Origin of the sequence: Moraxella bovoculi 237 (assembly GCF_000696305.2) — a bacterium.
Taxonomy (GTDB): Bacteria; Pseudomonadota; Gammaproteobacteria; order Pseudomonadales; family Moraxellaceae; genus Moraxella; species Moraxella bovoculi.
Window position 1 is genome coordinate 15,200 of the sequence record NZ_AOMT01000001.1, and the last position, 12,442, is coordinate 27,641.

Consider the following 12,442-nt stretch of genomic DNA (forward strand, 5'->3'; position numbering starts at 1 on the left):
GTGGGTGTGATAAATGATTGATTTATCATTAAAAAAACCGCATTTTGATGATGCGGTTTTTGATTTTTAATTAAATCAATCGTTGTGATTAAAATTAAAAATCAGCAGGAGTCAGCTTGGAAAAATCCATCAGCTCAGGAACTTTGATGACGATTTCTTCTTCTGGCTCATCTAGGATGTCGCGCGTTACGTTGCCGGCGGCGATTTCGCGCAGGGAAAGCACGGTTGGCTTATCGTTATCAACCGCAACAGTAGGCTCAGCGCTACCCTTGGCAAGCTGACGGGCACGTTTGCTTGCCACTAAAATTAGCTCAAAGCGATTATCAACATTATCAAGACAATCTTCAATGGTCACTCGTGCCATGGTTACTCTCTTTTAATTGGACGAATTTGGAAAAATAAGCGCTTATTGTATCAAATTCAATTCAGCTTTTAAAGTATTTTGTCAGGCTTATTTGCCCTTAGCGTCCGCCCAGATGATTTTGTGCAGTTGCAATTGAAAGCGCACAGGCAAACCGTCCGCCAATATCCATTCGGCAAGCTCTACTGCCAAATTTGGCACGTCCGATTTACGCTCATCTATGTTAAACATGGGCGAAAACCACACCACACCGCATTTTTTATCAAGCTCGTATTTTTGTAGCATTTCTTTTGCCCAGTCATAATCGGCACGGTCGGCAATGACGATTTTGATTTGGTCATTGTTGGTGAGATATTCTAAATTCTTCCACAGATTTTTACGCACTTCGCCCGATGACGGGCTTTTTAGATCCATTACCTTTGACACCGCTACTGGCACGTCCTTGACCGACAACGCCCCTGCGGTTTCTAATGAAATCTCATAACCATTATCAAGGAGCAATTTCATCAAGGCAATCGCGTTGGGCTGGGCAAGTGGCTCACCCCCTGTTAGGCAAATGCGTTTGCAAGGGTATTGTTTGATATATTCCAAAATCGTATCAAGCCCCCAACGCTCGCCCCCTGTAAATGAATAAGTCGTGTCACAATAGACACAGCGGAGCGGACAACCTGTCAGGCGAATAAAAATGGTCGGCAAACCCATCGCTAAGGCTTCACCCTGCAAGGAATAAAAAATCTCCGTCAAACGAAGACCTGCAGACGGGTCGGTGGTGGGGATAAAGGTATTGCGTAAACGGGTGGAATTTGGCATTGATATTAAAATTGGCAAAACTTAATATTATAAGGGATTTTTATGATTAATGCTATGAACTGTATAAAAAACCGCCCTTAAAAAAGGACGGCTTTAATTTTGAAATCTTAAAAATTACTCGGTGCGAAGCAAGTCGTTTAGGCTGGTCTTAGCGCGAGTTTGAGCATCTACTTTTTTGACGATGATGGCAGCGTATAGGCTGTATTTTCCGCATGGGCTTGGCAAGTTACCTGGTACGACAACCGAACCTGCTGGCACACGTCCGTAGTGGATTTCACCTGTTTCACGGTCGTAGATTTTGGTGGATTGACCGATATACACACCCATTGAGATGACCGAGCCTTCTTCAATAATCACGCCTTCCACGATTTCAGAACGAGCACCGATAAAGCAGTTGTCTTCAATGATGGTCGGGTTTGCTTGTAGGGGTTCTAGCACACCACCGATACCCACACCGCCTGATAGGTGGACGTTTTTGCCGATTTGGGCACATGAGCCAACGGTCGCCCAAGTATCCACCATGGTGCCTTCGTCCACATACGCACCGATGTTGGTATAAGACGGCATTAGCACGACATTTTTGGCGATGAATGAGCCTCTACGAGCCACCGCGGGGGGAACGACGCGCACGCCTGCGTTTTTGAAATCTTCTTCCGTCCAATCGGTAAATTTGGTATCTACTTTGTCAAAAAAGCGTAAATCGCAAGACTCAATCGGCTTATTATCATTGATTTTGAATGACAATAGTACGGCTTTTTTGACCCATTGATGAACCACCCATTCGCCGTCAATTTTTTCGGCAACACGAAGTGAGCCATTATCAAGACCTGCCAAGACTTCTTCAACGGCAGAACGCACGTCTGACGGGCAGTCGGTCGCACCGAAGTTAGCACGGTTGTCAAAGGCAGTTTCGATGATGTTTTGTAAAGACATAATAATTTCCTAAGTGAAGTAAAAAACATTTTATTCTAGCACAATTTAAACTGATTTTACTGAGATTTTCGATTGGTTTTGTCAATGGTGTGATTTTTTTAGCCACGCCAAAATATCCCCATACACCCTATCTTTATCCGTCTCGTGTAGTGGCTCGTGTCTCATGTTGGGATATAGGTGCGTGCAGACGTTTTGCCCTGCACGGATAAGCTCGCTTTGAAGTTCATCAATGTCTTGCCCCATGCGTCCAACCGGATCGTCTTTGCCACTGACGAGTAAAATGCGAAAATCTGTGGGCGTGTGGGCATACCATGTGGGCGATGTGGCTTTTTTGATAAGGGCTTGCAAGGCGACAAAGCCATTATTGCTAAATGCAAAACCGCATAAGGGATCAGCTTCAAAGGTTTTGATGCTGTCGGTGTTTTCGGTCAGCCACGCAAAAGGCGATGCCGATATGGGTGAGCGGATTTGCGAGAGCAAATAGTGGTTTAACAATGTGGCAAAGCGGGCGTTGGGGCGTTTTGGGTTTATGTAATTCATCGCCCCAAGTGCGGTTAGAGCAAAGCGGTTGATAAGCCCAAAGCTGTTGCCCGTCCCCATAATAATCGCCCCGTCAAAGCTTGTGGCGTGGTGGGTCAGCACCGTCCGCACGACAAACGACCCCATAGAATGTCCCATGATGTAATGAGGCGTGGGGCGGTCGGTCAGCGTGCGTGCCTTGTCTTTTAGTTTATCCGCCATGATAACCACGTCTTTGCACAGGGCTTGGATGGGGTGTTTTTCGTCAATAAAACCAAGCTCGTATTTGTCCTTAACTGTCTGCCCATGCCCAAGCTGGTCGTAAGTCGCCACCAGCACGCCATTATCCGCCAGAAACTGGGCAAACTTAGCATAACGCCCACTATGCTCGCTCATGCCATGCACGATAAGCAAGGTGGCGGTGATATTGCCTTTGGGGATAAAAAAAGTGTGATGCAGGCGGTGAATGCCGTTTGATGAAAGAATGGTTTGGGTCATTTTTGTGTACAGTTGTTAATTTTTATTATTATACAAAATTTTTTACCGACGTGTTGGGTTTTTTGCGCTCGGTGTTGGTGCCGACATGAGCGTGTAAGTGTTTGGTATGGTCTATTGTTTGTGGCATCAATCATAAAAATGAACAACCATGCCTACAATAATTTTTCAACCACTTCCCAGATATAATCCCGCATCAAGTCTTTATAATACAAAGTAATGTCTTTCTTTCTGATAAAATAGGCTTTAAAATTTCGCTATTTTCACGCATTTGTCTTAGTTCTAATGTGCATAATCGCTCTTGGGAAATTCACAATTATTATACCACAACGCACACAATGCTTTGACAACCACCGCCTTTTTGGAATTTGGAAAATTTTTATCATCAATCGCCCTTAAAAGCATTGGCAAATACTTCATCTCGGCAAGGTCTAAATCTTCATAAAATCCTTCTGAAAATTGATAATCAGGATTATTTGTCCAAATATTAAAAAGCTCATCAGTAATTTCAAAATTGGATTTTGACACACTTTCTATTTTACCACCACAAATCGCACAAGGTGTATCCCAAAGTTTATTTTTGTCAAACAAATCAAATGCCACTTCCAATAAAGTAAGAGAGATGTTGCTTTTGTGATTTTTTGCACAAGGGGTTGTTACGGTATAGATTTTGTTATTTTGCATGGTTGATTGGTTTTTTATCATTTAATATTGGTGAATGTGGGATTGTGATACGCTCTTAAAAACCCAATGCCAAACGAACCGCTTTTATTTCTTAATTGTAAAATAAAAACCGACATAACTTATTATATCGGTTTTTTATTATTTAAAACAAAAGTGTATTTTTGCTTTAATTTTCTGGGAGTACCTTTTGTTTGTCAATCAGGATTTAAGAAATTCTCCCGATAAAGCATTCAAACAAATGGTGTGATGTTTTTAAATTTAATGTCGGCATTTGTGATTTCAATGCTAGGCCAGATCAATCACTGCCTGCCCCCATTCTACCTTATCGCCTTCATTGAGCAAAAATGATTCAATGACGCCTGCTTTGTCCGCCACAATCGGTGTCAAAACCCCAAGTGCCAACACACCTGCCACAGTATCGCCCACATTGACGGTGTCGCCTGCTTTTAGGGCAATGCCATCAAGACACAAAACACCCACCGCCTTTGAGACGATGGTGTTTTGATTGATTGCTGGGCTTGGGATTTCGTGAGTTGGTGTAGTCGGCATAGCCACAGCACAAGGTGCTTGTAGGGTGGTCATATGATTGACCGCCTTAAGTTTGCTTGTGCCATGACTGATTTCAACTTCTGCCAGCGTGCTTTGTGAGACAAGCGTAACAAAGCGTTGTATATCATCAAAAGAAATGGAATTCATCATTATCCTGCCAAATATTTAAAAATGGTAATCACACTTAGGATTGACATGGCAACCGCCACAATCCAACCAAAGACAGCTATCCAAACAGGGTGCTTATAATCGCCAATGATGTTTTTCTTGTAAGCGGCAAGCAAAATCACCACCAAAGCAATCGGCAAGACCAAACCGTTTAGCGTGCCAACCAAAACAAGCACTTGGGCGGGTCTGCCAATCGTAGCAAAGACCAGTGTTGAGACAGCAATAAAGCCAATGATAAAATAACGGCTATGTTTGGCAATGCCTGCATGGAAATTGGTCAAAAACGACACCGAAGTATAAGCACAGCCAATCACCGAAGTGATGGACGCTGCCCAAATTACCACGCCAAAAATCACACGACCTGTGTCGCCAAGTCCGTGAACAAAAGGTGTCAAGGCAGGATTATCTGTCATCATGGCAACGCCTGAACTCACCACACCAAGACACGCCAAAAATAAAAACACACGAATCACGGACGCTGCCAAGATGCCATTGATGGAGCTTTTTGAGACGGCAGAAAGATTTTCTTTGCCTGTAATGCCTGCATCAAGCAGACGATGCGCCCCAGAAAAGGTAATATAACCGCCAACCGTACCACCGACCAAAGTTACAATCGCCATCGCATCAATTTTTTCAGGAGCAACCGTACGAACAACCGCCTCGCCAAAAGGTGGATCGGTATTAAAAACCACATAAATAATCAGGGCAATCAACACAAAGCCCATCAATTGAGCAAATTTGTCCACCAAAGAGCCTACCTCTTTGCTCAAAAAGATTCCCACTGCAATCACGCCAGAGACCAACGCTCCGATAACAGGATCGACGCCAAAGACCGACTGCACACCAAGACCTGCACCGCCAATGTTGCCGATATTAAAAGCAAGTCCGCCCATAATAATCAGTCCTGCCAAAACATAGCCCATGCCAGGTAGGACAAGGTTGGCAATTTCTTGAGCTTTCATTTTTGAAATTGCAATCACTCGCCAAACATTGAGCTGTACGCCAATATCCATCAAAATAGAGACCAAAATCACAAAGCCGAAACTTGCCCCCAGTTTTTCGGTAAAGGTGGCGGTTTGGGTCAAAAATCCAGGTCCGACCGCAGAAGTCGCCATCAAAAAGGCAGCGCCTAAGATGGCGGATTTTTGGGTAGTGTTTTTCATAAAATTTCCTTATAACCTCAATTAAAAGAGATGACCGATGAAGTATCGGCGTTGATTTTTTTGATAAATCAATTATTTGTCATAAACGATGTAATGGCAATGCCTTGTTGTTGCAAGGATGCTTTGATTTTTTGGGCAAATACCAAGGCGTGCTTGCCATCACCATGCAAACAAATGCTGTCCACTTGTAAGTCAATCACATTGCCATCAACAGCCACCACTTGCCCATCTTTTACCATAAGGACAACTTGGGCAATCGCCTCATTATCGTCTTCAATCAGGGCGTTTGGCAGGGTGCGAGACACCAAAGTGCCATCGCTGTTGTAGCGTCTGTCGGCAAAGGCCTCACAAATCACTTTTAACCCAAGGGCTTTGCCTGCCTCGACAAGCTTACCACCAGACAGCCCCATCAATGCCAGCTTGGGGTCAAAATCATAAACCGCTTGGGCGATGGCATGGGCAAGGGTCGCATCGGTGCTGGCTTGATTGTACAAAGCCCCGTGTGGTTTGACATAGCTTGGTTTTAGTCCCAAAGTCTGGCAAACGGACACAACCGCCCCCATTTGATAAGCCATCAATGCTTGTATTTCGCTTGTTGGCAAATCTTGTTTGCTCCGCCCAAAATTGGCACGGTCGTCATAGCTTGGGTGAATGCCAATGCTGACATTGTGGGCTTTGGCATAAGCAAGCGTTTGTATCATTTGGCGAACCCCACCTGCGTGCAATCCTGCACAGATGTTTGCTGAGCTGATGATGGACATCAAGGGTTGGTCAAATTCAAAGCCTTCTGCCACATCGGCATTTAAATCAATGTGTGCCATTGTTTTTCCTTTATTGGTTTAAAAATTACTTTAAAAACGCGTTGCCATCTTTGCTATTTGCGCAAGGTGGGTGGTGTAATGAGCTTGTTTTTGTAGGGCAGTTGTGCCATTGACATAGTTAAAGCGAATTTTTTTGCCAAATTGCACCTGTGCCAATTTGCCCAAATCCGCCCCAATTACCGCTCCGATTTTGGGATAACCGCCGGTGGTCTGAGCGTCCGCCATCAACACGATTGGCTTACCATCGGGGGGAACTTGTATCATGCCAAAATCCACGCCGTGCGAATTCATTTCAATGGCATCAAATTGCAAGGGCGTGCCGTCTAAGCGGTAGCCCATACGGTTGCTGTTTGGCGACAAGGTAAATTCCTGTTTACAAAATGTGTCTATCGTCTGTACAATGCGGTCATATTCGCTGCTTTTGATGACATCAATCACAGTCACAGGCTCAAAGCGGTACAAATTTGCCACGCCCATCGCACTCATTGGAATGCCTGCTTGATAAGGCAGTTCATCGCCTGCCATCACACAGCGTCCAAGCCCGCCAAGTCCTGTTTTGGTGTCGGTGCTGGCAGAGCCAAGCTCCTTGGCAAAATCAAAGCCACCTTGTACGCACAAATAGCTGTGCATACCTTTTGTTTGGCGTTTTAGGGCAAGGGTTTGTCCAGCTTGGGCAAAATACCGATAGCCTGTGATGATGGGTGTTTCGTCAAGGTTGCCATCAACAACCGCCCCTGTCAGACAAAAAGCGGTGTCCTTGCCAAAAGTGGCGGTCAGTCCGCCAAGGCTAATTTCAAGGGCAGGCGTGTTGCCATCATTACCAAGCAGAGCATTGCCAAGCCGAAACGACAAAGGGTCAATCGCGCCACAACGCCCAATGCCAAGCCCCAAATAGCCTTCACGCCCCAAGTCTTGAATACTGGCAATGGCGGATAAGTGAGTGATTTTTAACATAATTGCTCCTTATTATCCTTATACCAAAATTTCCGTTGCTACAAAGCGTAAGGTATCGCCTGCTTGTAGTAGTGTTGGTGGGTTTTGGCTTTTATCAAATAAAGGCAAAGTGGTACGCCCTAAAAGTTGCCAACCCCCTGGGGATTCAAACGGATAAATGCCTGTTTGCCCGCCGCCGATACCGACCGAGCCTTGGAGAACTTTGGTGCGGGGCTTGGCGTGGCGGGGCAGGTGCAAGGCTTTAGGTAAGCCACCAAGATAGGGAAATCCTGCCTGAAAGCCAATAAAATACACCGTATAAAGTGGGGCGGTGTGCTGTTTGACCAGTTCGTCCACGCTTATGCCAAGCGTTTTGGCGCTGGCGACCAAATCCACGCCACACTCTCCCCCGTAAATCACAGGAATGTCAATGTGCTTGCCTTGAATGCCTTGCAAATTATCCAAATTTTGGGCAAAGTCGTGTGTTAGCTCATTGAGCAATCTTTCGCACACCGCTAATTGGCTAGGGTCTTGGTACAACGCCTGTTTATCCAAATACACCGTTAAGGCATTCATGCCAACCACCACTTCACGCACGCCAAGCGTATTGTCGGCTCTTAAGTGATTTGCTAACGCCCAGCACAGTTTTTGTTTATCAAGGCTAATTTCCCCACCTAAAAATAGCAAAAGTGTACTTTCTGATGAGCATTGCCAAGTGGTATTAATGTCCATCTTGCCCCCTAGTGTTTGTGATTGGGCTGATTATTGTGATGATTGTCAAGCCAATGGGTCAAATAATGAATGCTGACCCCGCCTTGACAAAAAGATTCATTATCAAACATGGCTTGATGTAGGGCTTTGTTGGTTTCTACGCCTTGAATGTCAAGCTCTGTCAGGGCGGATTTCATTTTGGCAATGGCAAGCTCACGGGTGGGGGCATGAATGCATAATTTGCCAATCAAACTGTCATAATAGGCAGGAATTTGATAGCCTGTATACAGATGGCTGTCCACCCGTGTGCCATAGCCTGCAGGCAGATGACAATAGCTCACTGTCCCTGCCGATGGCATCAGGCTAAAAGGGTGTTCGGCATTGATACGGCATTCAAAGGCGTGCCCTGTCAAGCGAATGTCGTCTTGGCTAAATTGCAAAGGATAACCTTCGGCAACTCGGATTTGTTCGGCAATCAAATTCACGCCCGTTACAAGCTCGGTAACGGGGTGTTCTACTTGAATGCGGGTGTTCATTTCAATAAAGAAAAATTCGCCATTTTCATACAAAAATTCAAAAGTCCCGACCCCACGATAGCCCATATCCAAGCAAGCCTTGATACAGGCTTGTCCGATTTTGTCTCGCTCATCTTGGCTGATAAAGGGGGCGGGGGCTTCTTCGATGATTTTTTGATGACGGCGTTGCATAGAACAATCTCGCTCGCCCAAATGAATGGCATTGCCATGCGTATCAGCAATCACTTGAATCTCAATATGACGAGGATTTTTTAGATAGCGTTCCATATAGACCACAGGGTTACCAAAGGCGCTCATCGCTTCTTTTTTGGTCATAGCGACCGCTCCTAGCAGCTCGTCCATACTCTCAACCACACGCATGCCCCGTCCGCCGCCACCCCCTGAGGCTTTGATGATGACAGGTAAGCCAACTTGTTTGGCGATGTTGATGATTGCTTCATCGTCATTAGGCAGCGCCCCATCAGATCCTGGAACGCAAGGCACGCCTGAGGCAAGCATGGTTTGCTTGGCGGTAACTTTATCGCCCATCATACGAATGTTTCGGGCGGTAGGACCGATAATAACAAAGCCTTGCTCGGTAACAAATTCAGCAAAATCGGCATTTTCGCTCAAAAACCCATAACCAGGGTGAATGGCGTCCACGCCCGTCAATTCTGCTGCTGCCAAGATGGATCGCTGATTCAGATAGCTGTCTTTGGGCAAATGACTGCCAATACAAACCGTCTCATCGGCAAGGCGAGCAGGCAGGCTGTCCTTATCGGCGGTAGAATGCACCAACACCGAACCAATGCCAAGCTCACGACACGCCCGAATGATTCGCAGGGCGATTTCACCACGGTTGGCGATGAGAATTTTTTTAAATTTTTTGCTCATGTTCTTATCCTATTCAATCACAAACAAAGGCGAGTCGTATTCCACCATTTGACCTTCGTCCACCAAAATCTCACGCACCACCCCTGCCTTGTCTGCCTTGACTTCGTGCATGATTTTCATGGCTTCCACAATACACAAGGTATCACCTGCTTTGACGGCATCGCCAATTTCAACAAAATTGGGGCTATCAGGAGCGGATTTACGATAAAAAGTGCCAAGCATAGGTGAGGTGATGGTGTGAAAATTGGTGGGTTCGGTGGGTGGCGTAGTTGAGCTGATTTGGTTTTGGGGTGCGTCTGACAGGTCTTGGAGCGACATTTGGGCTAAGGTGTGAGGCGCAGCCTGAGATAACACTTGGGGCAAAGGTTGGCTTGGGTTGGTCAAAATAACCGTCTGTGTGCCATCTTGAATGTGAAGTGAGTGAATCTTGGCGGTTTCGGTCAACTGAATGAGGCGAGCCAGTGTATCAAAATCAATGTTCATAACGATATCCCTAAAATTTAAGTTATGGGCAGGGTGCGATTATATAACAAATGATTGGCGACTGTCTATGACACCTGATGATCTTTGTGGCGTGATGTGTTGGATTAAAAAAGTCCAGGTTGCAATGCCGCTTCAACCAGTTTCTAAATACAATCCTGCATTAAATAGTCATCATGCAGAATAATTTCTTTTCTTGCTAATAAGGCAGGTGTTGTTTTGTGATTGCTTGCACCATGGGCTATTGCGGCTGGTTTTTATTTTTTTACGGCTGATTTGTTTTTATAATTTCATATTGGCAAATCTAGAGCTGTGTTGCATTCTTAAAAGTTTGGTGCCAAAAAATACGGCTTTTATCCCTTATTTTAAAGTAAAAAAACAGCAGGGTCTTTGACATTGCCTTTGTTGTATCAAAAAATAAAACGACATTTTTAATAATAAAAACAGGGGCGAATATTTGCCCCTGATTTGTTGTGATTTGCTTAAAAGCACCCAGTTTTCTCGCCTTTTTCGGCTTTTGCCAATTTCTCTTCGGCAAGTGCCTTAGCTGAACGCACAGGCGGTGGGCAAGGCTCGCCATAGTATTGGCGGTCGGCAAAGTAGCTTGAACGCACCATAGGATTTGCCCAGATGTTAAAAAAGCCCAGTTTTTTGCCGTATTCGGTATAGCGGGCAAACTCATCAGGGTGGACGTATCTGTCCACAGGGGCGTGGTTCTTACTTGGGGCTAGGTATTGCCCGATTGTGATGATGTCCACGTCATGAGCTTTTAGGTCGTCAAGCAGGGCATAGACTTCTTCTTCGGTCTCGCCAAGCCCCACCATAAATCCGCATTTGGTGGCAACATCGGGACGGCGTGCCTTGTATTCTTTTAGTAGGTTTAGTGAGTGCTGATAGTCCGAGCCAGGGCGAAATGCCTTGTATAGGCGTGGCACGGTCTCGATGTTGTGGTTAAAGACATCGGGGGCGGTCTTGGCAAGTAGATCAATGGCGATTTTTTCACGTCCACGAAAATCAGGCACAAGAATTTCAATCAAGCAGTTGGGGCTTAGGGCTTTGGATTCTTGGATAACTTCCACGAAATGCCCTGCACCGCCGTCTTTTAGGTCGTCTCTGTCCACGCTTGTGATGACGGCATATTTTAGCCCAAGCCCAAGTATCGTCTCGGCGGTGTGGCGTGGCTCGTCCACATCTAGGGGGTTGGGTCTACCGTGAGCGACTTCACAAAACGGGCAACGACGTGTACAGATGTCGCCCATAATCATAAAGGTCGCTGTCCCGTCGCCAAAGCATTGGGGTAGGTTGGGGCAGGCGGCTTCTTCGCAGACGGTGTAGAGCTTTTGTTTGCGTAGCGTGCCTTTGATACGCTCCACTTCAGCAGGGCTGGATAATTTGACACGAATCCAGTCGGGCTTTTTGGGGGTTTCTACGGTGGGAATGACCTTAATGGGAATGCGAGCGACTTTATCATAGCCACGCAGTTTTTCGCCCTGAATGGCTTTTTTGGGGGCGGGGCGGGCTTCTGGGGTGAAGGTTTGGACAGTCATGGCTTTGCCTTTTTTTATAATATTAAATAAGCGAAAAATAAATGGAGGTATTTTACCTTATTTCAAGACAAAAAGCGATGCGTGATTAATGCGGGCTGTGTTTGGTAGTAGTGGAAAAGGTGAGTTGATGCTGGCGGGTGTGTGGTGATCAAGGTTGGATGATGGTGCGGTGAAGAGTATAGATTCAGCCGCACCTACGCATGCCAGTCCTACACTTCACCGGAGTGGCATGGGAGCATCCAAAATTATAACAGGGAAGGTTTTGAACCCGTACGACAAACGCCCAAATGTTGTATATAGGTCTTAATCCCTTTTATAACAGGGAAGGTTTTGAACAAGGACAAAGGCATATCACGCCCACAGCCGCACGTCTTAATCCCTTTTATAACAGGGAAGGTTTTGAACTAATGCGTTGTAAGAAAGGATGTGAGCTAACTGGGTCTTAATCCCTTTTATAACAGGGAAGGTTTTGGACGAGACAATTGTCTCTTATAATTTACGTTGAGTAGGTCTTAATCCCTTTTATAACAGGGAAGGTTTTGAACTGAGTATTACAGAGAGCAAGCAGAGCGTTTGTTGTCTTAACCCCTTTAATAACAGGGAAGGTTTTGAACGAAACCATCATCAGCCAATACCCACACAAAGACGTCTTAATCCCTTTTATAACAGGGAAGGTTTTGAACGACATCAGCGCACTTATACGGCTATGCGATTGAGTCTTAATCCCTTTTATAACAGGGAAGGTTTTGAACAACTGCAAAATTCAGCAAAGAGCTGAAGTTAAGCGTCTTAATCCCTTTTATAACAGGGAAGGTTTTGAACGGAATCAAAAGATGATTCATAATGCACACGTAAGTCT

At 45.5% G+C, this 12,442-nt stretch carries 13 protein-coding genes and 1 CRISPR repeat array; all 13 genes read right to left on the reverse strand.

Features of this window, described 5'->3' with window-relative positions; genetic code table 11:
• Positions 1–94: 94 nt before the first annotated feature.
• The 13 genes from rpoZ to lipA all read right to left on the reverse strand — a co-directional run bounded on the left by rpoZ (position 95) and on the right by lipA (position 11,583).
• Positions 95–364: a DNA-directed RNA polymerase subunit omega gene (gene rpoZ, locus MBO_RS00070; RefSeq protein WP_036361719.1), complete on the reverse strand. Its 270-nt coding sequence runs from the start codon at positions 362–364 to the stop codon at positions 95–97.
• A gap of 87 nt (positions 365–451) precedes the next feature.
• Positions 452–1,171, reverse strand: coding sequence for a 7-carboxy-7-deazaguanine synthase QueE (gene queE / locus MBO_RS00075; protein ID WP_036361722.1), 720 nt, complete (start codon positions 1,169–1,171; stop codon positions 452–454).
• A 114-nt stretch (positions 1,172–1,285) separates the two neighbouring features.
• Positions 1,286–2,104 (reverse strand): 2,3,4,5-tetrahydropyridine-2,6-dicarboxylate N-succinyltransferase, encoded by an 819-nt coding sequence (gene dapD, locus MBO_RS00080; protein ID WP_036361725.1) that lies wholly within the window; start codon positions 2,102–2,104, stop codon positions 1,286–1,288.
• A gap of 81 nt (positions 2,105–2,185) precedes the next feature.
• Entirely contained in the window at positions 2,186–3,121 is a 936-nt protein-coding gene (locus MBO_RS00085; RefSeq protein WP_036361728.1) for an alpha/beta fold hydrolase, read from the reverse strand.
• Between the two features lie 279 nt (positions 3,122–3,400).
• A complete protein-coding gene (locus tag MBO_RS00090) occupies positions 3,401–3,802 on the reverse strand; it encodes a hypothetical protein (protein WP_152545061.1) in 402 nt (133 codons plus the stop codon).
• Positions 3,803–4,087: 285 nt separating this feature from the next.
• Positions 4,088–4,498, reverse strand: coding sequence for an acetyl-CoA carboxylase biotin carboxyl carrier protein (locus MBO_RS00095; RefSeq protein ID WP_160169643.1), 411 nt, complete (start codon positions 4,496–4,498; stop codon positions 4,088–4,090).
• 2 nt (positions 4,499–4,500) lie between these two features.
• The gene (locus MBO_RS00100) at positions 4,501–5,682 is read right to left on the reverse strand and encodes an NRAMP family divalent metal transporter (protein WP_036361736.1); all 1,182 of its coding nucleotides are present in this window, start codon (positions 5,680–5,682) and stop codon (positions 4,501–4,503) included.
• 68 nt (positions 5,683–5,750) lie between these two features.
• A complete protein-coding gene (gene pxpA, locus MBO_RS00105; RefSeq protein ID WP_036361739.1) occupies positions 5,751–6,503 on the reverse strand; it encodes a 5-oxoprolinase subunit PxpA in 753 nt (250 codons plus the stop codon).
• Positions 6,504–6,533: 30 nt separating this feature from the next.
• Positions 6,534–7,457, reverse strand: a complete 924-nt coding sequence (locus tag MBO_RS00110) for a 5-oxoprolinase subunit C family protein (protein WP_036361742.1) — start codon at positions 7,455–7,457, stop codon at positions 6,534–6,536.
• An 18-nt stretch (positions 7,458–7,475) separates the two neighbouring features.
• Positions 7,476–8,168, reverse strand: a complete 693-nt coding sequence (gene pxpB, locus MBO_RS00115) for a 5-oxoprolinase subunit PxpB (protein ID WP_036361745.1) — start codon at positions 8,166–8,168, stop codon at positions 7,476–7,478.
• An 8-nt stretch (positions 8,169–8,176) separates the two neighbouring features.
• Entirely contained in the window at positions 8,177–9,556 is a 1,380-nt protein-coding gene (accC, locus tag MBO_RS00120; RefSeq protein ID WP_052585170.1) for an acetyl-CoA carboxylase biotin carboxylase subunit, read from the reverse strand.
• Positions 9,557–9,565: 9 nt separating this feature from the next.
• On the reverse strand, positions 9,566–10,039 hold the full coding sequence (gene accB, locus MBO_RS00125) for an acetyl-CoA carboxylase biotin carboxyl carrier protein (RefSeq protein WP_052585171.1): 474 nt from the start codon (positions 10,037–10,039) through the stop codon (positions 9,566–9,568).
• 479 nt (positions 10,040–10,518) lie between these two features.
• Complete coding sequence (gene lipA / locus MBO_RS00130; protein ID WP_036361748.1) at positions 10,519–11,583, reverse strand: lipoyl synthase; 1,065 nt, start codon at positions 11,581–11,583, stop codon at positions 10,519–10,521.
• A gap of 300 nt (positions 11,584–11,883) precedes the next feature.
• A CRISPR array of direct repeats spans positions 11,884–12,405; the repeat unit is 36 nt; unit sequence GTCTTAATCCCTTTTATAACAGGGAAGGTTTTGAAC.
• The last annotated feature ends 37 nt before the right edge of the window (positions 12,406–12,442 follow it).